We start from the raw sequence: 20,823 nt of genomic DNA, 5'->3' as shown, positions 1-20,823 counted from the left end.
GGACCGGACGGTTCGCGGGCAGGGCGCAACAGCTTGAGTGGTGACCGAACTTCCTACCCGGAATGACCCGGGCGAGGTTCAGAGGGTCTGCGGCCGGCCTGTGTCAGGTGCCGCACTCTCAGCGCTGTGGCGCTCCCCTGTCGGAATATGCAGATGTTCCGGCCAGCGTACCGCGCTAGCGTTCGGCTGCCGCGAGCTGTCCACAGGCGCCGTCGATCTCCTGACCTCGGGTGTCGCGGACGGTCACCGGCACGCCGTGGGCGGCGATGGCCTCGACGAAGGCCTTCTCGTCCTCGGGGCGCGAGGCCGTCCACTTCGATCCCGGCGTGGGGTTCAGCGGGATCAGGTTGACGTGCACCGGCTTGCCCTTGAGGAGGCGGCCGAGGCGGTCACCGCGCCAGGCGTGGTCGTTGATGTCGCGGATCAGTGCGTACTCGATGGAGAGCCGCCGCCCGGACTTCGCCGCGTACTCCCAGCCGGCGTCCAGGACCTCGCGGACCTTCCACCGGGTGTTCACCGGGACGAGGGTGTCGCGCAGCTCGTCGTCGGGCGCGTGCAGGGAGATCGCCAGGCGGCACTTGAAGCCCTCGTCGGCGAACCGGTGGATGGCCGGCACCAGGCCGACCGTCGAGACGGTGATGCCGCGCTGGGACAGGCCCACGCCGTCGGGCTCGGGGTCGGTGAGGCGGCGGATCGCGCCGACCACCCGGTTGTAGTTGGCCAGCGGCTCGCCCATGCCCATGAAGACGATGTTGCTCAGCCGCGCGGGGCCGCCCGGGATCTCGCCGTCGCGCAGGGCCCGCATGCCGTCCACGATCTGGTGCACGATCTCGGCCGTGGACAGGTTCCGGTCGAGGCCGGCCTGGCCCGTGGCACAGAACGGGCAGTTCATGCCGCAGCCCGCCTGGGAGCTGATGCACATCGTCACCCGGTCGGGGTACCGCATGAGGACGGACTCGACGAGCGTGCCGTCGAAGAGGCGCCACAGCGTCTTGCGCGTGGTGTCGTCGTCGCAGCTGATGTGCCGCACGACGCTCATCAGCTCGGGAAGCAGCGCCTCCTGGAGCTTGCCGCGGGCCCCGGCCGGGATGTCCGTCCACTGCTCGGGGTCGTGCGCGTACCGCGCGAAGTAGTGCTGCGAGAGCTGCTTGGCGCGGAACGGCTTCTCGCCGATGGCGGCGACGGCCTCCTTGCGCTCGGCGGGCGTGAGGTCGGCGAGATGCCGCGGCGGCTTCTTGGCTCCGCGCGGCGCGACAAACGTGAGTTCTCCGGGCTTGGGCATGATGGCTCTATTGTCCCAGAGATACGACAAGGAGCCCGCCGCCTGTGGACAACGGGCCCCTCACGCAAGAAACACCAGGTCAGCCGAGCTGCACCAACGAGGTTGCGCCACCCCGGGGACGAGGGGTCACCCCGACCCGACGAACACCACCAAGAGCAGCCACACCACCGGCGCCGTCGGCAGCAGGGAGTCGAGCCGGTCCATGATGCCGCCGTGGCCCGGCAGCAGCGTGCCCATGTCCTTGATGCCGAGGTCCCGCTTGATCATGGACTCGCCGAGGTCGCCGAGCGTCGCGCTCGCGGCCACCGCGAGGCCGATCAGGAGGCCCTGCCACCACGTGCCGTCGTCGATCATGAAGTGCATGCACAGCGCGCCCGCCGCCATGGCGAAGGCCACCGCGCCGAGCAGGCCCTCCCGGGTCTTTCCGGGGCTGATGCGCGGCGCCAGCTTGTGCTTGCCGAAGCGCCAGCCGACCGCGTACGCCCCGGTGTCGCTGACCACGGTCAGGATCAGGAAGGTGAGCACCCGCTGCGGGCCGTCGTCCGCGGTGAGCATCAGCGCCACGAAGGTGGCGAGGAACGGCACGTAGAAGGCCGCGAAGACGCCGGCGGTGACGTCCTTGAGATAGCCCTCGGGCGGCTCCGTCATACGCCAGACGAGTACCGCGAGCGCGGTGAGTGCCATCGCCACCCAGGCACCCTCGGCGCCGCGCACGTACCCGGCGACGACCATCGCCGCGCCGCCCACCGCGAGCGGCACCAGCGGCGCCTTGATGGCCTTGCGCTCCTGCAGACGGGAGGTGAGCTCCCACAGGCCGACGACGACGGCGACCGCTATGACGCCGACGAAGACGGCCTTCTTGAAGAACAGCGACGCGAGGATGACGGCACCGAGGCCCACCCCGACCCCTATGGCCGCCCCGAGGTCGCGCCCCGCGCTCTTCTTCTGCGGTGCTGGGGCGGGCTGTGGTGCGCCGGTCATGGGCTCCTGCGGCTTCTGCGCGGGGTTCGAAGAGTGCGCCGCGTGCGCGGCGTGCGCGGTCTCGTCACGGAACAGGGGGCCGCTCGACTGAGCAGCCCCCCGGTCGTCGTCCTGGTGTCCGCCGCTCGCGGCTACGTCGGGAACGATGGGCATGGGCTGAGTCTCTGACGGATTCAGCGCGTGCGCATCGTGTGCGGGACCCACCGGGGCAGCACCCTGGACCGGCCCCTGGTCGGGCGCCCCCCAGTACCCGGCTCTGGACGGCGCCCCCCAGGAAGTGTCGTTCACGGAATCGGATTCCTCAGACCTAGATCAGACGTCGCTCGACTCGGCAGACCCGACGGGTCAGACCTCGAGCAGCTCGGATTCCTTGTGCTTGAGCAGCTCGTCGACCTGGGCGACGTACTTGGCGGTGAGGTCGTCGAGTTCCTTCTCGGCACGACGGCCCTCGTCCTCGCCGATGTCGCCGTCCTTGATCGCCTTGTCGAAGGCCTCCTTGGCCTTGCGACGGATCGAACGGATCGAGATCTTGGAGTCCTCGGCCTTGGTCTTGGCGACCTTGATGTACTCCTTGCGGCGGTCCTGGGTGAGCTCGGGGAACGTCACCCGGATGATGTTGCCGTCGTTGCTCGGGTTGACGCCGAGGTCGGAGTCGCGGATCGCCTGCTCGATGTTGCGCAGCGCGGTCTTGTCGAACGGCGTCACGACCGCCATGCGCGGCTCGGGCACCGAGAACGAGGCGAGCTGGTTGATCGGCGTCAGCGCGCCGTAGTAGTCGGCCACGATCTTGTTGAACATCGCCGGGTGCGCACGGCCCGTGCGGATCGCGGCGAAGTCCTCCTTGGCGACCACGACGGCCTTCTCCATCTTCTCCTCGGCCTCGAGGAGGGTCTCTTCGATCACCACTTGCTCCTGCGTGTCTTGAGTGGGCCCGGCTTCCATGGATCGGCCGGCTGCGTCGCGTCTCTTTCCTGCACGGTGTCCGACCGGCAGGGCTTTGTCCATCCCTCCGAGGCGCCTCGGAGCCCCGAGGAATCCCGGGGAGCCCCCGGAGCCCGGTGGGGCCTCGTGCGGGACGGACGTCCTCGGCTCAGGCCCGGGAGTCCTGGTCGCCGACGAGCGTGCCGATCTTCTCACCCTTGACCGCTCGCGCGATATTGCCCTCGGTGAGCAGCTCGAAGACCAGGATGGGCAGCTTGTTGTCCCGGCACAGCGTGATGGCGGTGGCATCGGCGACCTTCAGGTCGCGGGTGATGACCTCGCCGTAGCCGAGGGAGTCGAACTTCACCGCGTCCGGGTTCTTCTTGGGGTCGGAGTCGTAGACCCCGTCGACGCCGTTCTTGCCCATGAGCAGGGCCTCGGCGTCGATCTCCAGAGCGCGCTGGGCGGCGGTGGTGTCGGTGGAGAAGTACGGCATGCCCATGCCGGCGCCGAAGATCACGACGCGGCCCTTCTCCAGGTGGCGCACGGCGCGCAGCGGGATGTACGGCTCCGCGACCTGGCCCATGGTGATGGCGGTCTGCACGCGGCAGTCGATGCCCTCCTTCTCCAGGAAGTCCTGGAGGGCCAGGCAGTTCATGACCGTGCCGAGCATGCCCATGTAGTCGGAGCGGGCCCGGTCCATGCCGCGCTGCTGGAGCTCGGCGCCGCGGAAGAAGTTGCCACCGCCGATGACGATGGCGATCTGCGCGCCGTCCCGCACGACGGCCGCGATCTCGCGGGCGATGTTGTGCACCACGTCGGGGTCGACGCCGAGGCCGCCGCCCCCGGCGAACGCCTCACCGGAGAGCTTCAGCAGGAAGCGCCCGGCCACTTTGCCGTCGTCAGTCTTGGTGTCGGCCTTGGTCATGGAGTTCTCCTTGTGGTGCACATACGAAGAGGCCATTGCCGGTGGGGTGGTGTTCATCCCATGCTCGGCAATGGCCTCCTCGTCAGATCTTGCGGTCGTCCGTCGCGTACGAGGCGCACCGTCGCTCTCGGCACGGCCCTCGCGTTACGACGTCACGGCCGTCGCGCGCGCCGCTGCGCACGCGGTCGACCGCGGTAGACCCTAGCGGGGTCTACCGGCGATCGTGGTGCGGACTCAGATGCCGACCTTGATGCGCGAGAAGCGCTTCAGGGTGACACCGGCCTCCTGCAGGACCTTCTCGACGGACTTCTTGTTGTCGAGGGCGTACGGCTGGCCCAGGAGGGTGGCGTCCTTGAAGAAGCCGTTGACGCGACCCTCGACGATCTTCGGGATCGCGCCCTCCGGCTTGCCCTCGGCGCGGGTGGTCTCCTCGGCGACGCGGCGCTCGGACTCGACGACCTCGGCCGGAACGTCCTCACGGGTGAGGTACTTCGGCGCGAAGGCGGCGATGTGCTGGGCGACGCCGCGGGCGACCTCGGCGTTCGGCTTGTCCAGCTCGACGAGGACACCGATCTGCGGGGGCAGGTCGGGCATCGTGCGGTGCATGTAGGCCGAGACGAAGCCGTCCGAGAACTGCGCGAAGCGGTCGAGGACGATCTTCTCGCCGAGGTTGGCGTTGGCCTCGTCGACGTACGCCTGGACGGTCTTGCCGGCCTCGATCTCGGAGGCGAGCAGCGCCTCGAGGTCGGCCGGGTTCGTCTTGGCGACGTGCGCGGCGATCGCGGCGGCGACGGCCTGGAACTTCTCGCCCTTGGCGACGAAGTCCGTCTCGCACTTCAGCTCGACGATGACACCGGTGGAGTTGTCGTCGGCGATCAGGGAGACGATCGCGCCGTTCTCGGCGGAGCGGCCCTCGCGCTTGGCGACGCCCTTCTGGCCCTTGATGCGCAGCGCCTCGACGGCCTTGTCGACGTTGCCGTCGGCCTCGTCGAGCGCCTTCTTGCAGTCCATCATGCCGGCGCCGGTGAGCTCGCGGAGCTTCTTGACGTCAGCGGCGGTGTAGTTCGCCATGATTCTCTGAAGTCTTTCTCGAAGTCGAAGATCTACGGGTGAACGGCGGGGGCCGCGCTCGTGGCGCGGGCCCCCGCCGTCAGCATCCGATGCTGAGGTCAGGCCTGCTCGGCGGCGTCCGCGGCCGGAGCCTCGGGGGCCTTCTCCTCGGCCTTGGGGGCCTCCTCGGCCTCGGCCTCGGCCTTGGGGGCCTCGGCGTCAGCGGCCTTCTCGTCGGCCTTCTTCTCGCCCTCGAGCAGGTCGCGCTCCCACTCGGCGAGCGGCTCGCCCGCGGCCTTCTCGCCCGGCTTCGAGTCGCCCGTGGCCACGCCGGAGCGGGCGATGAGGCCCTCGGCGACGGCGTCGGCGATCACGCGGGTGAGCAGGGTGACGGAGCGGATCGCGTCGTCGTTGCCCGGGATCTTGTAGTCGACCTCGTCGGGGTCGCAGTTGGTGTCGAGGATCGCGACGACCGGGATGTTCAGCTTCCGGGCCTCGCCAACCGCGATGTGCTCCTTCTTGGTGTCCACGATCCAGACGGCGCTGGGCACCTTCTGCATCTCGCGGATACCGCCGAGGGTCTTCTCCAGCTTGGCCTTCTCGCGGGAGAGGACCAGCAGCTCCTTCTTGGTGAGGCCGGAGGCGGCCACGTCCTCGAAGTCGATGGCCTCAAGCTCCTTGAGGCGCTGCAGGCGCTTGTAGACGGTCGAGAAGTTGGTGAGCATGCCGCCCAGCCAGCGCTGGTTGACGTAGGGCATGCCGACGCGGGTGGCCTGCTCGGCGATGGCCTCCTGCGCCTGCTTCTTCGTACCCACGAACATGACCGTGCCGCCGTGGGCGACGGTCTCCTTGACGAACTCGTAGGCGCGGTCGATGTACGACAGCGACTGGAGCAGGTCGATGATGTAGATGCCGTTGCGCTCCGTGAAGATGAAGCGCTTCATCTTCGGGTTCCAACGACGGGTCTGGTGACCGAAGTGGACGCCGCTTTCCAGCAGCTCCCGCATCGTGACGACGGCCATGGCCGTACTCCTTGGTTTTCTCGGTTGTGTCCTGACGCCCTGCCGCGCGCCGTGCCACGCACTCGCGTGCGGGACCGAAAGGCGCTGACACCGGCGGCTGCGAGAGCCCGGTGCCGGGGCGTGCGAAGTCGACCCGGTGACCCGGATCGCCACATGAAGTGTACGGGACCCGCGAGGTGCCGGGTGACGCCGCTGTCCACAACCGGCTGGTAGTCCACAGTTCCCGGCCAAGATCCCTGCGGATCGCGGCGGCGCGGGACCGTTCTGGCATGTCTCGTCTGCGACGCATCCTGACCTCGGCCGTGCTCGCGCTCCTCGCCGCGCTGCCGCCCCCGATCGCCCTGGCGGCCGTCGACCCGGTGCCCGCCGTGGGCGGTGCCTGGCCGGTGGGCGCACACCCCTGGATCGTCCGGGGCTGGGAGCCCCCGGCGACGGCGTACGGCCCCGGCCACAGGGGCGTGGACCTGGCCGCGCCCCCGGGTTCCCCCGTGCGGGCGGTGGCGCCGGGGCGGGTCTCCTACGCGGGCCGGGTGGCGGGCCGGGGCGTGCTCACCGTGGAGCTCGCGGGCACGGGAGATCCGCCACTGCGCACGACCTACGAGCCGGTACGGGCGTCGGTGCGCAAGGGCGCCGAGGTCTCCACCGGCGACCTCCTGGGCACGGTGGAGGCCTCGGCCCGCTACCACTGCCCCACGGCATGCCTGCACTGGGGCCTGCGCCGGGCCACGGCGTATCTGAACCCCTTGGGCCTGCTGCCGCCGTGGCTGCTGGGCGGAGGGCCGTCACGGCTGCTGCCGCTGACGGGCGCCGGGACGCCGCCGTCGGTGTGGCCGCCCTGGCTCTGGGCGGCCGTGCCGCGGGGCGAGGAGATCCTCCCCCGGCCGGGCGAGGCCGGGGCTTCGGGGAGAGGCGGGCACGGCCCACCGCCGAGTGCCGCTGAGGCCGGGCCGGGCCTCGGCCTCACCTCGGGCCCGGGGCTCAGCCCCGCACGCCCCGCAGGGCCATGGCCACCGCCGCCTCCGTGATGGCCTCGGGCTCCTCGGCCACACCGAGCTCGATGCGCCGCACCGCCGCGTCCACGACGCCCTGGAGCAGCATGGCCGCCAGCCGGGGCTCCTGATGACCGAGGGCGTCGAGCGCCTCCACGATCATGGTCACCAGGCCCCCGTGCGCGGCCCGGATCTTCTCCCGCGCCCCGGCGTCCAGCTCGCTCGCGGAGATCGCGACCACGGCCCGGTGCCGCCGGTCCCCGACCAGCGCGAGCTGCTGGCGCACATAGGCCTCGATCTGCCCCTCGGGCGTCCCGGCCCGCTCCATCGCCGCCGAGACCTCCGCCGCCCAGACCGGGAAGTCGACCTCGCAGAGCTCTTCGACGACGGCCGCGCGGGAGCGGAAGTACTCGTAGACGGACGAGCGCGCGAGCCCCGTGCGCTCGGCCAGCGCGGGGAACGTCAGCGCATCCGTCCCGCCCTCGGACAGCAGGGTGCGCGCGGCGTCCAGCAGGGCGCCGCGCTGCATCGACCGGTGCTCGGCCACAGAGGCCGCTCGAATCCTTGGCACGCCTCCACTTTACGGACGCGCCCCGCGCCAGGGGAGGCCGCCAGGCAGGCACTCTTCCTGGCCGCGAGGGCGCGGCGAGGCACACCCGCGGCGCGAACGGAGCGGGGGAGCGGTGGACAGCGCCGCCCAGGAAGGGACGATTCAGCTCGCTCAGCGACCGAAACTGGCCAGCTTCGCCCGCAACTGGAGCACCGACTTGGTGTGGATCTGACTGACCCGGCTCTCGGTGACACCGAGCACATTGCCGATCTCGGCCAGCGTGAGGCCCTCGTAGTAGTACAGCGTGACGACGGTCTTCTCGCGCTCCGGCAGCGTGTTGATGGCGCGGGCGAGCAGCCGCCGCAGCTCGCGGTCCTCGGCGACCTCGACCGGGTTGTCGGCGGCGGTGTCCTCCAGGGTGTCCATCAGGCTCAGCCGGTCGCCGCCCTCGCCGCCGACGTGCAGCAGCTCCTCCAGGGCGACGACGTTGGCCAGCGACAACTGGCTGAACACCGCGTGCAGTTCCTCGACCTGGATGCCCATCTCGGCGGCCACCTCGCCCTCCGAGGGCGTGCGCCTGAGCCGGGCCTCCAGGGTCGCGTAGGCCCGCTCCACATTGCGCGCCTTCTGCCGCACCGACCGGGGGATCCAGTCGAGCGCCCGCAGCTCGTCGATCATGGCCCCGCGGATGCGGGTGATCGCGTACGTCTCGAACTTGATCGACCGCTCGATGTCGAACTTCTCGATCGCGTCGATGAGCCCGAAGACGCCGGAGGAGACGAAGTCGGCCTGCTCGACGTTGGACGGAAGGCCCACGCTGACGCGGCCCGCGACGTATTTCACCAGGGGTGAGTAGTGCAGGATCAACTGCTCGCGCAGCCGCCCGTCGCCCGTCGACTTGTACGACCGCCACAGCTCGTCCAGCGACGAGGGCGCGGGAGGCCGCCGCTCCTGCTCGCCGCTACGGGCGGCTGGGGGAATGGCCGCCCGGTCGGACCCGGAGGTGTGCTGGGGCATGCGTCGCCTTGAGCCGTTCTGCCGTGGACCTGAGAGGTTGTCGGAACTGGTTCGGGTGGGGGTTTGCGTGAAGTGAATGAGGTTGTCCGTCTGATTGCCTGTCTGCACCGGATTCGTCGTGAGCGTAGCGTGACTGAAGTGTCGCGGTGAGCGAAGAGTATGGGATCGCGCGTACGCAGATACGTTCCGCTTTACGTCCGAGCGGTCTGCCCCCGTCGCTCTGCGTAATGGATCTAAGGCGCCAACTGCACCGTTTCCCAAGGCCGTCAGATGCACGCCGCGCCGTCATCCATCCGGCGGAATACGCACAGTCACGTATCACCCCCCTCGGGAAAGACCGACAGAAACGCCTGGCGTGTCAACTGCCAGCCGTCGCCCTGCCGTTCGACGAACCCCAGCGAGCGAAGTTCGTACAACCTGGCGACCGCGTCGTCCGCACTGGTGCCCGCACCCCGCGCCACGTCGGGGACCGCGGCCGTGCCGCGGGCGGGCAGTGCCGCGAGGACCCGGGCCGCGCCGGGGGCGAGCAGGTCGCGCGGCACGACGGGGCCGCGCCGCCGCGGGGCGAGCTCCCCCATGTCCCCCACCAGCTCGGCGACTTCGGCGGCGTCGGTGACCAGGACCGCGTCCCCGCGCAGGAGTTCATGGACGCCCGCCGACAAGCCGCTGGTGGCGGGCCCCGGCACGCCCATCGTGAACCGCCCGAGGTCGCGCGCGGCCCGCGCCGTGACGAGCGCGCCGCTGCGATAGGCGGCCTCCACGACGACGGTGCCGCGGGTGAGGGCCGCGATCACCCGGTTCCGCAGGACGAATCTGCTCGGTGTCGGGTGGTCGCCGGGCGGCAACTCCCCCACGACGAGGCCCTGTTCCGCGATCCTGCCGATCAACTGGGTGTGGCCGCGCGGATAGGGCCGGTCGACCCCGCACGCGAGCACCGCCACGGTGGCGCCGCCCGCGCCCAGGGCACCCCGGTGGGCGGCGCCGTCCACGCCGTAGGCGCCGCCGGACACGACCACCCAACCGCGCTCGGCGAGTCCCGCCCCGAGGCTCGCCGCCATGTGCGCTCCGTACTCCGTACAGGCCCGCGCCCCCACGAGGGCCACCGAACGCAGCGCCCAGATCCGCAGCGAGGGCCGCCCCCGCACCCAGAGCCCCACGGGCCGCGCGTCCCCCAGGTCGTCGAGCTGCGCCGGCCACTCCGCGTCCGCGGGCGTCACGAACCGCGCCCCTGCCGCGGCCGCGACCTCCAGGTCCCGCTCCGGCCGCGTCCGCCCGGCGCGCGCCCGCAGCCCCTCCCAGCGCCGGGCGCTCACCCCGGGCAGCAGCTCCTCGCCCTCCTCAAGGCGCCTCAGCACCACCGCGGCGCCCCACTCCCGCAGCCACCACCCGCCCACGGGGTCCCCCGGCTCGAGGATCCGCGTCAGGGCGACCCGGGCGAGCCGCTCCTCATCCAGCACGGGGCCGGGGTCCGGGGAGGGACCGGTGCCCGGGAGGGCGTCCCGGTGCGGGTCGGGCCCCGCAGGCGGCTCCCCCGGCTCCCCCGGCCCCGCCGGGCCCGGGGGCCGTGCGGGCTCCGTCCCCGGCGAGACGCCCTCGCGACCGCCGCCCCGCTCCGCGCTCACGTGCGGGCCCCGACCACCATGGGCACCCCGCGCGGCACCCCCGTGCGCAGTTGCAGCGCCAGGCCCACGTCGCCCTCGTCCGGGCGGTCGTGGCCCGCCAGGTCCGCGATGGTCCAGGCGACCCGCAGGACCCGGTCCAGGCCGCGCGCGGTCAGCAGTCCGCGCTCCAGGCTGTGCTCCGCCTCCGTCAGCGCACCGGGCAGCGCGTGCCAGCGGGTGCGCAGCTCATGGCCGGGCACGTCGCTGTTCGTGTGCCAGGGCGTGTCCTTGAACCGCTCGGCCGCCCGCTCCCGGGCCGCCCGCACGCGCTCGGCCACCACGCGCGTGGTCTCGCCCCGTGCTCCCCGCGCCGTCAGCTCGGCGCGCGTCACGGGCTCCACCTCGACCCGCAGGTCGACCCGGTCGAGGAGCGGCCCGGAGAGCCGGGCCTGATAGCGGCGGACGCTGCTGGGCGAGCAGTCGCAGGCGTCACTGGTCAGGCTGAACCGGCCGCACGGGCACGGATTCGCCGCGAGGAGCATGAGGAACCTCGACGGCAGCCGCACCACCCCGGCACTCCGGGCGATCACGACGTGCCCGGACTCCAGCGGCTGCCGCAGGGCGTCGAGCGCGTGGGTGCTGAACTCCGGCGCCTCGTCCAGGAACAGCACGCCGCGGTGTGCCAGGGAGACCGCTCCGGGGCGGGCGATGCCTCTGCCGCCGCCGACGAGGGACTGCATGGTCGAGGAGTGGTGCGGCGCGCAGAACGGCGGGATGTCCACGAGGGGCTTGCCCGGCGGCAGCATGCCCGCGACCGAGTGGACCGCCGTCACCTCCAGGGACTCCGCCCTGGTCAGCCTGGGCATGATCGTCGGCAGCCGCTCGGCGAGCATCGTCTTGCCCGCGCCCGGTGACCCGTGGAGGAAGACGTGGTGCCCGCCCGCGGCCGCCACCTCCATCGCCGTACGCGCCGACAACTGGCCCACCACGTCCGCCAGATCGTGCGCGTGGTCGTGGCCCTGCGGACCGGCGCCGCCCACGTCCACACCGAGTCCGGCGCCCGGCAGGCTGAGACCGGCCATCAGCCGGTCCGGCCGCCCGGAGTCGTCCGGCTCCTCGTCCGGCACGGGTTCGTCGGTGAGCACCGCGATCAGCTGGCGCAGGCTGCGGACGCCGAGGACGGAGACACCGGGCACGAGCGCGGCCTCCGCCGCCGTGCATTCGGGGACGACCACCTGCTCGTACCCCGCGTCGGCCGCGGCGAGGACGGCGGGCAGCACTCCGCGCACCGGTCGCACCCGGCCGTCGAGGCCCAGTTCGCCGATCATCACGATGTCGGCCAGGACCCGTGGGTCGATGCGCTCCGCGGCGCCGAGGACCGCGCAGGCCACCGCCAGGTCGAAGCCGCTGCCGCCCTTGGGCACGGACGCGGGGCTCAGGCCCACCGTGAGCTTCTTCTGGGGCCATTCGCCGCCCGAGTTGACGACGGCCGCCCTGACCCGGTCACGGCTCTCCGTGAGGCTCTTGTCGGGGAGTCCCACCAGTGTGAACGCCGCGACGCCCGGCTCCAGATCGGCCTGCACCTCGACGACGACGCCCTCCACCCCGACGAGGGCCACCGAGCACGTACGCGCGAATCCCATCAGGACACCCCCCGCACGTGCTCCACCACGGGTGCGCCGCGCTCGGGCAGCAGGACGCCGACCACGTCGATCCGCACACCGCCCGGTGGGGCTCCGCCGTGCTCCTGGACCCAGCGCTCGGCGAGCCCGCGCAGGCGCTCGGCCTTGGCGGGTGTCACCGCCGCCATCGGATGCTCGAAGGACGCCGCCCTGCGGGTCTTCACCTCGCAGACCACCAGCACGTCGCCGTCGCGGGCGACGATGTCGATCTCTCCGGTCCTGCCTCCGCGCCAGTTGCGCTCCAGGACCGTCATTCCGGCTTCGGCGAGCCGCCGGGCGGCCAGTCCTTCGCCGTACTTGCCGAGTGCGCCTCGTGCGTTCATGTCGGCACCACCTCCGACATCAACGGTCGCGAGACGGGCCGCACCTTGTGGATCTTGGTGTGCTACCGACGGGTTGTGGACAACTCCGTCACCCACACGGGGATCGGCATCAGCCGCCCGGCAGCTCCAGGTCGCTCTTGTTGAGCTCCTCGATATTCACGTCCTTGAACGTGAGTACGCGCACCTGCTTGACGAAGCGGGCCGGTCTGTACATGTCCCACACCCAGGCATCCGCCATGGAGACCTCGAAGAACACCTCACCCTGGACCGAGTGCACCTGCATCTCGTAGTCGTTCGTGAGGTAGAAACGCCGCTCGGTCTCGATCACGTATTTGAACAGACCGACGACATCTCGGTACTCCCGGTAGAGCTTCAGCTCCATCTCGGTCTCGTACTTCTCGAGGTCCTCGGCGCTCATGGCATGTTCCCCTTCAGCCGTGCGTCCCCCTATTGTGCGCCAGTCCCGGAGGCCTCTACACGATTTCCGTGTCCAGGGTCTCGGGCCGTTGCGGAGGACCCTCGTCGAGCAGCTTGCGCAGCAGCTCGGCGAGCCTGGTCGGATACACCGTCTCATGCGCCCGGGCCAGTTCCGGGCACGTCCACCAACGCGCTCCGGCGACGCTGCGCCGCTCCAGGTCGGTCAGGCCCGTCGCCCGGATCGCCGTCTGGGACGTGCGCCCCAGGTAGTACCACTCGTCCTGGTCCCAGCGCCGTCCGGCGAACGGGAAGGAGCACACGCGCCGCCACAGCACCGGGCCGAGCTCGACGTCCGTGATGCCGGTCTCCTCGGCCAGCTCCCGCAGCGCGGCCTGCTCGCGCGTCTCGTCGCCCTCCAGGCCGCCGCCCGGCGTGAACCACCAGTCGTCCGCCCGGTCGCCCGGCTCATGGCCGTGCAGCAGGAGGATCCGGTCCCGCTCGTCGAGCAGCACGACACGGGCCACCTTCCGCAGCGGCCGCCCGGCCACCGCGCCCTCAGCCGACACCGGCGGTCTCCGTGACCCCGCTGCGGTCCCGCCCGCCCCGGCGCACCAGACCGGCGACGGGCCCGTACGCCGCCCCGCCGAGCACCAGCGCGGCACCGGCCACGACCGCCGCCACGAGGAGCCGCAGCGGGCCGGGCTCGGACGTGCCGCCCGGCAGGGCGTCGAAGCCGGTGGGGCGGTCGAGCATGCCGTCCAGCGGCCAGGCCACGGCGTCCACGCGGCCCTTCACGGCGCTGCGGGGCACGGAGCCGTTGCCCGCCTCCTCCAGGTGGGCGGTGGAGTCCAGGGAGCCGTTGCGCTCGTCGCCGAGCAGGAAGAGGCGCCCCTTGGGGACGGTGGTGGACGGTATGGCGCTGTCCATGCCCCGGGAGAGATACGGTTCTGCGATCTGCTTGCCGTTGACGGTCAGCTTGCCGTCCGTGCAGCAGGCGACCTTGTCGCCGCCGATGCCGACGACCCGCTTGACCATGGGCAGGTTGCCCCAGGACTTCTGCCGGAAGACGACGACGTCACCACGGCGCACGTCGTCCCCGTCGATCCGCTGGGCGAGCACCCGGTCGCCCGCGCCGATGGTCGGCGTCATGGAGCCGGTGGGCACGGTGTACGGCTGGTAGAGGACGGCGCCCCAGACGAAGCCGCCGAGGAAGAGGACACAGCCGAGGGCCACGGCGACCCCCGACAGCACGCTGCCGAGCCGTCCGTGGCCCTCGTCCGTACGACGTGTCCTGCTGCTCATCCCAGTGCTCCCCCGGCTCGGAGACGACCCCGCCGCCCCGCTCCGGCGGCGGACCGGCGTACGGGGCCGACGGGCGCTGACGGGACCGGACCACGGAAGATCGGCGATCTGGGACGGCAGACTACCCGGCGGTACCCCCGCCAGAAACCCTGGTGCCGCCGGGGATCAGGCGGCGCGGGCCGTGCGGCGGCGGCGCCACAGCACGAGCGGCACGGCGCCCGCGAGGCCGAGGGCGGCGGGTGCCGCGCTCATCGCCTGGCTGATGCCGGGCTGGTCGAAGGTGTCCGGGACCGGCAGCGTTCCCCAGCGGGTGGGGGGCCAGGCGATGACGAAGGCGCGGCCGACGACGTTGTCGACGGGGACGGAGCCGCCGCCCGGCTGGTTCTGGTGGTAGCGGGAGTCCAGCGAATTCTGCCGGTGGTCACCCATGACCCAGATTTTGCCCTTGGGCACCGTGATCTTGAACTGGCCGCCCTGGTCGTCGTCGGTGCAGGGGGTGTTGCCGGGGTAGACGTACGGCTCGTTCAACGCCTTGCCGTTGACCTTCAGGGGGCCGGTGCCCTTGCACTCCACGGTGTCGCCGCCGACGCCGATGACGCGCTTGATGAGGTCCTTCTCGTCGGCGGACGGCATCAGGCCGATCCAGCCGAGCACCCGCTGCACGGCGTTCGGGTCGGGCGTGGGCTCGCCGTCCAGCCAGTGGCCGGGGTCCTTGAAGACGACGACCTCGCCGCGCTCGGGCTCGGAGCCGAACCACGGCGTCAGCTTGTCGACCAGGACCCGGTCGCCCTGCTGGAGCGTGTTCTGCATCGAGTCCGAGGGGATCGAGAAGGCCTGGACCAGGAAGGTCTTGATGATCAGGGCCAGGACCAGCGCGATGCCGATGAGGAGCGGCAGCTCCTTCCAGAAGGACTTGTGCTTCTTGCCCTTCGCCGGCTCGGGCGGCTTCGGCGGCTCGGCACCCCCCGCGCCGGGCTGCTGCTCCGGCGCCCCGGGTGCGGCACCGGGGGGCGGGCCTGGCGTACCGGGCTCGCCCGGCGCTCCGGCGTTCCCCGGGGCCGGGGTGTCAGGAGCGGCGTTCACGCCGCCCGCCGGTGACGCGGGCGCGGGCTCCCCGGAGTGCCGCGGCCGCTCCTCGGGCCCCTCGTGTCCGGATCGTGCGCCGACCGCCACATCCCCCACATCCACTCCTCAGTCCGTGCCGCTGCCTGCCCCGTATGCGACGCAGGCCCACCACTCCCATAACGAGCGGGAGTTCCGCAGGGGTCGGGAGCCCGGTCATTCCATTGCGATCGCCGGGGGCCACCCTATGCGACGCACCTGTGGCCGTGTCCGACCCGTCGGGCGCGTCGGGCACCGACGCGTACGTATCGGGTTCCTCCAGTTTGCGCCAGTGGCCGAAGGGCCAGGCGATGACGAGTGCGCGGCCGACGACCTCGTCCTCGGAGACGGTGCCGCTGAACTTCTCGTTGCGGTGGAAGCGGGAGTCGGCGGAGTCCGCGCGGTGGTCGCCCAGGACGAACAGGCGCCCCTTGGGGACCTTCACTTCGAAGGCGAAGTCGGACGGCTTGTTGCCCGGGTGCACATACGGCTCGTCGAGCGGGACGTCATTGACGGTGACCTTGTCGTTCTTGTCACAGCACTTCACGGTGTCTCCGCCGACGCCCACGACGCGCTTGATCAGGTCGCGCTCGTCGTCGGACGGGAGGAGGCCGATGAAGGTCAGGCCCTGTTTGACCTGCTTGACCACCACGGGGTCGTCCTGCTTCTTGCCCCGCTCCTCCTCCAGCCAGTTGCCGGGGTCCTTGAAGACGACGACGTCACCGCGCTCGGGCTTGTTGCCGAACCAGGGGGTGAGCTTGTCCACCAGGACGCGGTCCCCGATGCGGATCGTCTGCTCCATGGAGCCCGAGGGGATCACGAAGGCCTGCACCAGGAAGGTCTTCAGGACCAGCGCTATGAGCAGGGCGACGCCTATGAGGAGAGGTATCTCCTTGATCGCGGAGCGCTGTCTGCGGCGCTTGACCTTCTTGGCCAGTTTGCGCCGCTCGGCCCGGCCGGGCAGGACGGGGCCGCTGGTCGGGCGGGTGCCGGTGGGCAGGCCGGTGTCGTCCTGCTGGGGGGACTTCGCCCGGCCGCGGCTACCCATGGGCGCCGCCGGGTGCCGGCACGCGCGCGTACACGTCGGGGCGCTTCAGCGAGGTCCACCGGCCGAGCGGCCAGGCGATCCAGTCGGCCCTGCCGATGACGTCGTCCACGGGGATCATGCCGCCGCCCGGGGACCCCAGGTGGTCGCGGGAGTCGCTGGAGTCGCTGCGGTGGTCACCGAGGACGAAGATCCTGCCGTCGGGCACGACGACGTCGAAGTCCACCGTGGAGGGCTCGTCCCCCGGGAAGAGATAGGGCTCGTCGACCGGCTGGCCGTTCACCTTGATCCTCCCCCGCTTGTCGCAGCAGACCACCCGGTCACCGCCGACGCCCGCGACCCGCTTCACGTAGTCGGCGTTCCCGAAGTAGCCGCTGCCGTCGAAGACGACCGCGTCACCGCGCTGCGGCCCGGATCCGAAACGGTACGCCAACTTGTTGACGAGTATCCGGTCGCCGACCCGGAACGTGGGCTCCATGGAGCCGCTCGGGATCTCGTAGGGCTGCACCACGAAGGTGGTGACGAGCAGCAGGACGGCCACGCTGAACAGCGCGCCCAGGGTGAGGCGGCCGCCGGGCAGCCAGGCCACGAAGGACGCGAAAGCGGAGCGCGACCGCTCCTCCGTGCCCTCCGTGTCCGGTTCGCCCGCGCTCGCGGGGGTGGACTCGGGGGGTGTGGAGGAGCGGTCGCGCTCCGCGTCCTGTGCTTCGGTGTCCATCGGGGCCAGATGCTATCCGGCCCCGCTGTGGACCCGCGCCAGAGCTCAGCTCTCGCGCTTCTCCTTGATCTTCGCGGCCTTGCCGCGCAGGTCGCGCAGGTAGTACAGCTTGGCGCGACGCACGTCACCGCGGGTGAGGAGCTCGATCTTCTCGACGATCGGGGTGTGCACCGGGAAGGTGCGCTCGACGCCGACGGAGAAGGAGACCTTGCGGACCGTGAAGGTCTCGCGGACACCGGCGCCCTGGCGGCGGATGACTACGCCCTTGAACTGCTGCACACGGGAGCGGTTGCCCTCGATGACGCGGACGTGGACGTTGACGGTGTCACCCGGGCGGAAGGCCGGGATGTCGCTGCGCAGCGACGCGGAGTCGACGGAGTCGAGCAGGTGAGACATGATCGTCTGCTTCCTCGCTGATGCCACAGGTCATCAACGGAATGTCGGGATGAGATTCGGGGTGCTTCCGTACGCGCGGGCGTTTCCGGGGAAACTCGCGGCACGGAGGCCGCTGGACGCGTCGGGCGGGCGTCGTGTCCCCCTGTGGCAGGGGCGCACGCTGGACGCACAGCAGCTGCCTATTCTTCCACGTCCTGCGCCTTGCGCCAAAATCGGCCGCCGGGCTCGGGCTCCCAGCCCAGGATGGAGAGCATCTCCCGGTCCTTCTTGTCGAAGGCGGAGGCCTCGCAGCGCTCGATCAGGTCGGGCCGGTGGGCGGTGGTGCGGCGCAGCGCCTCGTCCCTGCGCCAGCGCGCGATCTTGCCGTGGTGGCCGCTGAGCAGGACGGCCGGGATGCCGCGGCCGCGCCACTCGGGGGGCTTGGTGTAGACGGGGCCCTCCAGGAGGTTGGCCATGGCCCCGGGGGCGAAGGAGTCGTCGCGGTGGGACTCGGCGTTGCCGAGCACGCCCGGCAGGAGCCGGGCCACGGCCTCGGTGACGACCAGGACGGCGGCCTCGCCGCCCGCGAGGACGTAGTCGCCGATGGAGACCTCGTAGACGGGCATCCGGGTCGCGTACTCGTCGATGACGCGGCGGTCGATGCCTTCGTAGCGCGCGGGCGTGAAGACCAGCCAGGGGCGCTCGGACAGCTCGACGGCGAGTTCCTGGGTGAAGGGGCGCCCGCTGGGCGTCGGGACGACCAGGGCGGGCTGCGAGCGGCCCGCCTCGTAGCCGTCGGCGAGGGCCTGGTCGAGGGCGTCGCCCCAGGGCTCGGTCTTCATGACCATGCCGGGGCCGCCGCCGTAGGGGGTGTCGTCGACCGTGTTGTGCCGGTCGTACGTCCACTCCCTGAGGTCGTGCACGTGCACGTCGAGGCTGCCGCGGGCGCGTGCCTTGCCGACGAGCGAGACGTTCAGGGGTTCCAGGTACTCGGGGAAGATCGTGACGACGTCGAGCCGCATCAGGCGTCGCCCTCGCTCCGGGCGTCCCGCACGGCCGTGGAGCCGCCCTCGGAGGCGTCCTGCGCGTCACCCTGGGAGTCGCTCTGCGCGTCGCCCTGGGAGTCGCCCTCCGGGGCGCTCTCGGCGTCCCTGCTGGAGGCGATCTCGGCGCGGTCGTCGATGAGGCCGGGCGGCGGGTCGATGACGGCCCGCTGCTCCTCCAGGTCGATCTCGGTGACGATGGACTCGACGAACGGGATCATCACCTCGCTGCCGTCGGGCCGCTCGACGATGAAGAGGTCCTGCGAGGGCAGGTGGGAGATCTCCGTGATCCGGCCGACCTCGGTGCCGTCCGTGGTGACGACGTCGAGGTCCATCAGCTGGTGGTCGTAGAACTCGTCCTCGTCCTCGGGCAGCTCTTCCGGGTCGACCTCGGCGATGAGGAGGGTGTTGCGCAGCGCCTCGGCGCCGGTGCGGTCGCTGACGCCCGCGAAGCGCAGCAGCAGCCGGCCGCTGTGCACCCGGCCGGTCTCGATGGTCAGCGGTCCCCGGGCGGCGGGGTCGGTGGCGAGCACGGCGCCGGGGCCGAGCCGCAGCTCCGGCTCGTCGGTGCGCACCTCGACGGTGACCTCGCCCTTGATGCCGTGGGCGCGGCCGATCCGCGCGACTACGAGCTGCACTGGTGTCTCTCCTGTCCCTACCTGCGACTGGGGCCGGGGCCCGAAAACGAGCTCGGGCCGGGGACGGCTCAGAAGCCCTCCCCGGCCCGAGCCGGTGCTACGTGCGGTTATCAGCGAACCTGATCCACGTCGACGAGGTCGACGCGGACACCACGGCCGCCGATGGCACCCACGACGGTGCGCAGGGCGCGTGCGGTGCGGCCGTTACGGCCGATCACCTTGCCCAGGTCGTCCGGGTGGACCCGGACTTCGAGGACGCGCCCGCGGCGCAGGTTGCGCGAGGCGACCCGCACGTCGTCGGGGTTGTCGACGATGCCCTTCACGAGGTGCTCGAGAGCCTCCTCGAGCATGCTCAGGCCTCGGTCGACTCGGCGGACTCGGCCTTGGCCTCGTCCGCCTTCTTGTCGGCCTTCTTGGCCTTCTGGGTGATGGCCTCACCCTTGGGCTCGTCCTCGGCGCTGACGGCCTCGAAGGACGGGCGCGCGGACTTGACCTCGGGCTGCAGCAGCGGCGCCGGGGCGGGCTCGCCCTTGAACTTCTGCCAGTCGCCGGTCTTCTTCAGGATGGCGAGAACGGGCTCGGTCGGCTGGGCGCCGACGGAGAGCCAGTACGCCACGCGGTCGGCGTTGACCTCGATGCGCGACGGGTTCTGCACCGGGTGGTACAGACCGATCTCCTCGATGGCCCGGCCGTCACGGCGGGTACGGGAGTCGGCGACGACGATGCGGTAGTGAGGCGAACGGATCTTGCCCAGACGCTTCAGCTTGATCTTGACTGCCACGGGAGTGGGTTCTCCTGGTTTGACGTGGGTGGGCACAACGAGATGCCGCGTGGGGTTGCGGTACCCGAGTGGCCCGATGGACGCGTCAGCCGGAGGAGAGAGGGGTCCTGTGCGGCTGTCGAGTACAGCTAGCCATTGTGCCACACCCCGAGACGGGCGCCCTCGGCCGACCTCGCCTCCCACCGGCCCGGGACGCGCCCACCCACCGGCCCGGGAGGGGTGCCTCCGTTCCGGCAACAGCGCCCCCGGCCGCGGGCGAGGGGCACCCCAGGGCGCGGCGCCGCCCTGGGGAGAACGATCACCCCCGCGCGGGGGGTCACCCCGCGCCCACGCCCACCACTTCCGGGATGCGGAAGGGTTTCCCGCAGCCGCCGCACATGATGGGGGCCTGGGCGAGCACCGACGGCACGACGCGGACGTTGCGCCCGCAGTCGCAGACGGCCTTCACGCGCACTCCGCCGCCGGAGGAGCCGTGCCGGGCGGCCGGGCCGCGGAAGGTGCGGGTGGTGTCCGCCGTGGTCGCGGCGGTGTGCGCCTTGAGGGCGCGCTGGAGCCGGTCCATCGTCGGGCGGTAGCGCTTCTTGGCCTCGGGGTTGAGCGTGACCAGGGAGAAGCCGCTGCTCGGATGCGGCTCCTCGGGATGGTCGAGGCCCATCTCCTCGGCGATCGCGAGGAATCTGCGGTTGTGGTAGCGGCCCGCGCGTGAAGTGTCGCGCACACCGCGGGCTGCGGCGATGCCGTGGACTGCTTCATGCAGCAGTCGCTCGAAGGAGAGCTCGGCGCCACAGGCGGACGACGACTCTCCGATCAGGGATTCGGGCGCGGCTAGGTCCGGCAGCTCAGGGTGGTGCCGCTGAATATCGGCCCACGCCTGTGCCAGCTCTGCGGCGAGAACAGGTGGTGTCGTGCTCACGTCGTGACAACGAGCCGAGGTGCCTCCGGGTTCCATTCCGGGGCATCTCAAATATTTTGCACTTACCCGTCAGTTGCCGTTGATGCGTCCGGACGAGGGCGGGTGCGCTGATCTGCGGAGAAGCCTCGCAGCTCGCATCAAGCC

23 protein-coding genes, 1 pseudogene and 1 riboswitch are annotated in these 20,823 nt (G+C 71.4%); of the genes and pseudogenes, 1 reads left to right on the top strand and 23 read right to left on the bottom strand.

Annotated elements, in window-relative coordinates; translation table 11 throughout:
* Window positions 1-32: 32 nt before the first annotated feature.
* Window positions 33-149: riboswitch (TPP riboswitch) on the bottom strand.
* Window positions 150-175: 26 nt separating this feature from the next.
* The 6 genes from rlmN to rpsB form a co-directional block, all read right to left on the bottom strand.
* On the bottom strand, window positions 176-1,282 hold the full coding sequence (gene rlmN / locus C9F11_RS29355; RefSeq protein ID WP_138962081.1) for a 23S rRNA (adenine(2503)-C(2))-methyltransferase RlmN: 1,107 nt from the start codon (window positions 1,280-1,282) through the stop codon (window positions 176-178).
* A gap of 126 nt (window positions 1,283-1,408) precedes the next feature.
* Window positions 1,409-2,551, bottom strand: coding sequence for a phosphatidate cytidylyltransferase (locus tag C9F11_RS29350; protein ID WP_138962080.1), 1,143 nt, complete (start codon window positions 2,549-2,551; stop codon window positions 1,409-1,411).
* Window positions 2,552-2,608: 57 nt separating this feature from the next.
* Complete coding sequence (frr, locus tag C9F11_RS29345; protein WP_138962079.1) at window positions 2,609-3,166, bottom strand: ribosome recycling factor; 558 nt, start codon at window positions 3,164-3,166, stop codon at window positions 2,609-2,611.
* Window positions 3,167-3,353: 187 nt separating this feature from the next.
* The gene (pyrH, locus tag C9F11_RS29340) at window positions 3,354-4,112 is read right to left on the bottom strand and encodes a UMP kinase (protein WP_138962078.1); all 759 of its coding nucleotides are present in this window, start codon (window positions 4,110-4,112) and stop codon (window positions 3,354-3,356) included.
* A 234-nt stretch (window positions 4,113-4,346) separates the two neighbouring features.
* Complete coding sequence (gene tsf / locus C9F11_RS29335) at window positions 4,347-5,183, bottom strand: translation elongation factor Ts (RefSeq protein WP_030675886.1); 837 nt, start codon at window positions 5,181-5,183, stop codon at window positions 4,347-4,349.
* A gap of 98 nt (window positions 5,184-5,281) precedes the next feature.
* Window positions 5,282-6,184 carry a 30S ribosomal protein S2 gene (gene rpsB / locus C9F11_RS29330; protein ID WP_138962077.1) on the bottom strand — a complete coding sequence of 301 codons (903 nt, stop codon included), beginning with the start codon at window positions 6,182-6,184 and terminating at the stop codon, window positions 5,282-5,284.
* 269 nt (window positions 6,185-6,453) lie between these two features.
* Here rpsB and C9F11_RS29325 point away from each other — a divergent pair.
* A pseudogene (locus tag C9F11_RS29325) lies at window positions 6,454-6,990 on the top strand (M23 family metallopeptidase); the annotation flags it as partial.
* A gap of 172 nt (window positions 6,991-7,162) precedes the next feature.
* On the opposite strand, the gene C9F11_RS29320 reads toward C9F11_RS29325, so the two are convergent.
* The 17 genes from C9F11_RS29320 to C9F11_RS29240 form a co-directional block, all read right to left on the bottom strand.
* A complete protein-coding gene (locus tag C9F11_RS29320; RefSeq protein ID WP_138967125.1) occupies window positions 7,163-7,720 on the bottom strand; it encodes a TetR/AcrR family transcriptional regulator in 558 nt (185 codons plus the stop codon).
* Between the two features lie 174 nt (window positions 7,721-7,894).
* Complete coding sequence (gene whiG, locus C9F11_RS29315) at window positions 7,895-8,740, bottom strand: RNA polymerase sigma factor WhiG (RefSeq protein ID WP_138962076.1); 846 nt, start codon at window positions 8,738-8,740, stop codon at window positions 7,895-7,897.
* 311 nt (window positions 8,741-9,051) lie between these two features.
* The gene (dprA, locus tag C9F11_RS29310) at window positions 9,052-10,197 is read right to left on the bottom strand and encodes a DNA-processing protein DprA (protein WP_138962075.1); all 1,146 of its coding nucleotides are present in this window, start codon (window positions 10,195-10,197) and stop codon (window positions 9,052-9,054) included.
* A 161-nt stretch (window positions 10,198-10,358) separates the two neighbouring features.
* The gene (locus C9F11_RS29305) at window positions 10,359-11,984 is read right to left on the bottom strand and encodes a YifB family Mg chelatase-like AAA ATPase (RefSeq protein WP_138962074.1); all 1,626 of its coding nucleotides are present in this window, start codon (window positions 11,982-11,984) and stop codon (window positions 10,359-10,361) included.
* Window positions 11,984-12,346: a YraN family protein gene (locus tag C9F11_RS29300; protein WP_138962073.1), complete on the bottom strand. Its 363-nt coding sequence runs from the start codon at window positions 12,344-12,346 to the stop codon at window positions 11,984-11,986. The genes C9F11_RS29305 and C9F11_RS29300 overlap by 1 nt, the downstream gene beginning before the upstream one ends.
* Window positions 12,347-12,455: 109 nt before the next feature.
* The gene (locus tag C9F11_RS29295) at window positions 12,456-12,764 is read right to left on the bottom strand and encodes a DUF2469 domain-containing protein (RefSeq protein WP_003965949.1); all 309 of its coding nucleotides are present in this window, start codon (window positions 12,762-12,764) and stop codon (window positions 12,456-12,458) included.
* A 55-nt stretch (window positions 12,765-12,819) separates the two neighbouring features.
* On the bottom strand, window positions 12,820-13,329 hold the full coding sequence (locus tag C9F11_RS29290) for an NUDIX hydrolase (protein WP_138962072.1): 510 nt from the start codon (window positions 13,327-13,329) through the stop codon (window positions 12,820-12,822).
* Window positions 13,319-14,065, bottom strand: a complete 747-nt coding sequence (lepB, locus tag C9F11_RS29285) for a signal peptidase I (protein ID WP_138962071.1) — start codon at window positions 14,063-14,065, stop codon at window positions 13,319-13,321. Before lepB (C9F11_RS29285) ends, C9F11_RS29290 begins: the two co-directional genes overlap by 11 nt.
* A 165-nt stretch (window positions 14,066-14,230) precedes the next feature.
* Window positions 14,231-15,247, bottom strand: coding sequence for a signal peptidase I (gene lepB / locus C9F11_RS29280; protein ID WP_138962070.1), 1,017 nt, complete (start codon window positions 15,245-15,247; stop codon window positions 14,231-14,233).
* Window positions 15,132-16,214 (bottom strand): signal peptidase I, encoded by a 1,083-nt coding sequence (gene lepB / locus C9F11_RS29275; protein ID WP_138962069.1) that lies wholly within the window; start codon window positions 16,212-16,214, stop codon window positions 15,132-15,134. The genes lepB (C9F11_RS29280) and lepB (C9F11_RS29275) overlap by 116 nt, the downstream gene beginning before the upstream one ends.
* Window positions 16,207-16,929: a signal peptidase I gene (lepB, locus tag C9F11_RS29270; RefSeq protein WP_138962068.1), complete on the bottom strand. Its 723-nt coding sequence runs from the start codon at window positions 16,927-16,929 to the stop codon at window positions 16,207-16,209. Before lepB (C9F11_RS29270) ends, lepB (C9F11_RS29275) begins: the two co-directional genes overlap by 8 nt.
* Before the next feature lie 45 nt (window positions 16,930-16,974).
* On the bottom strand, window positions 16,975-17,325 hold the full coding sequence (gene rplS / locus C9F11_RS29265; protein ID WP_138962067.1) for a 50S ribosomal protein L19: 351 nt from the start codon (window positions 17,323-17,325) through the stop codon (window positions 16,975-16,977).
* A gap of 179 nt (window positions 17,326-17,504) precedes the next feature.
* Window positions 17,505-18,326, bottom strand: a complete 822-nt coding sequence (gene trmD / locus C9F11_RS29260; protein WP_138962066.1) for a tRNA (guanosine(37)-N1)-methyltransferase TrmD — start codon at window positions 18,324-18,326, stop codon at window positions 17,505-17,507.
* Complete coding sequence (gene rimM / locus C9F11_RS29255; protein ID WP_249401925.1) at window positions 18,326-18,985, bottom strand: ribosome maturation factor RimM; 660 nt, start codon at window positions 18,983-18,985, stop codon at window positions 18,326-18,328. The genes trmD and rimM overlap by 1 nt, the downstream gene beginning before the upstream one ends.
* Window positions 18,986-19,095: 110 nt before the next feature.
* Window positions 19,096-19,335: an RNA-binding protein gene (locus C9F11_RS29250; protein WP_138962065.1), complete on the bottom strand. Its 240-nt coding sequence runs from the start codon at window positions 19,333-19,335 to the stop codon at window positions 19,096-19,098.
* Between the two features lie 2 nt (window positions 19,336-19,337).
* Window positions 19,338-19,766 (bottom strand): 30S ribosomal protein S16, encoded by a 429-nt coding sequence (gene rpsP / locus C9F11_RS29245; protein WP_138962064.1) that lies wholly within the window; start codon window positions 19,764-19,766, stop codon window positions 19,338-19,340.
* 316 nt (window positions 19,767-20,082) lie between these two features.
* On the bottom strand, window positions 20,083-20,715 hold the full coding sequence (locus tag C9F11_RS29240) for a hypothetical protein (RefSeq protein WP_138962063.1): 633 nt from the start codon (window positions 20,713-20,715) through the stop codon (window positions 20,083-20,085).
* Between the last annotated feature and the right edge of the window lie 108 nt (window positions 20,716-20,823).

Source organism: Streptomyces sp. YIM 121038 (assembly GCF_006088715.1).
GTDB lineage: Bacteria > Actinomycetota > Actinomycetes > Streptomycetales > Streptomycetaceae > Streptomyces.
The sequence above is the reverse complement of the archived record's forward strand: the minus strand, read 5'-3'. Positions and strand labels throughout refer to the sequence as shown.

Bases quoted from the DNA above. Each gene is read 5' to 3' on its own strand.
- rlmN (WP_138962081.1), bottom strand. From the start codon at position 1,282: ATGCCCAAGCCCGGAGAACTCACGTTTGTCGCGCCGCGCGGAGCCAAG.
- pyrH (WP_138962078.1), bottom strand. From the start codon at position 4,112: ATGACCAAGGCCGACACCAAGACTGACGACGGCAAAGTGGCCGGGCGC.
- tsf (WP_030675886.1), bottom strand. From the start codon at position 5,183: ATGGCGAACTACACCGCCGCTGACGTCAAGAAGCTCCGCGAGCTCACC.
- rpsB (WP_138962077.1), bottom strand. From the start codon at position 6,184: ATGGCCGTCGTCACGATGCGGGAGCTGCTGGAAAGCGGCGTCCACTTC.
- whiG (WP_138962076.1), bottom strand. From the start codon at position 8,740: ATGCCCCAGCACACCTCCGGGTCCGACCGGGCGGCCATTCCCCCAGCC.
- C9F11_RS29305 (WP_138962074.1), bottom strand. From the start codon at position 11,984: ATGGGATTCGCGCGTACGTGCTCGGTGGCCCTCGTCGGGGTGGAGGGC.
- C9F11_RS29300 (WP_138962073.1), bottom strand. From the start codon at position 12,346: ATGAACGCACGAGGCGCACTCGGCAAGTACGGCGAAGGACTGGCCGCC.
- C9F11_RS29295 (WP_003965949.1), bottom strand. From the start codon at position 12,764: ATGAGCGCCGAGGACCTCGAGAAGTACGAGACCGAGATGGAGCTGAAG.
- lepB (WP_138962071.1), bottom strand. From the start codon at position 14,065: ATGAGCAGCAGGACACGTCGTACGGACGAGGGCCACGGACGGCTCGGC.
- lepB (WP_138962069.1), bottom strand. From the start codon at position 16,214: ATGGGTAGCCGCGGCCGGGCGAAGTCCCCCCAGCAGGACGACACCGGC.
- lepB (WP_138962068.1), bottom strand. From the start codon at position 16,929: ATGGACACCGAAGCACAGGACGCGGAGCGCGACCGCTCCTCCACACCC.
- rplS (WP_138962067.1), bottom strand. From the start codon at position 17,325: ATGTCTCACCTGCTCGACTCCGTCGACTCCGCGTCGCTGCGCAGCGAC.
- trmD (WP_138962066.1), bottom strand. From the start codon at position 18,326: ATGCGGCTCGACGTCGTCACGATCTTCCCCGAGTACCTGGAACCCCTG.
- C9F11_RS29250 (WP_138962065.1), bottom strand. From the start codon at position 19,335: ATGCTCGAGGAGGCTCTCGAGCACCTCGTGAAGGGCATCGTCGACAAC.
- C9F11_RS29240 (WP_138962063.1), bottom strand. From the start codon at position 20,715: ATGGAACCCGGAGGCACCTCGGCTCGTTGTCACGACGTGAGCACGACA.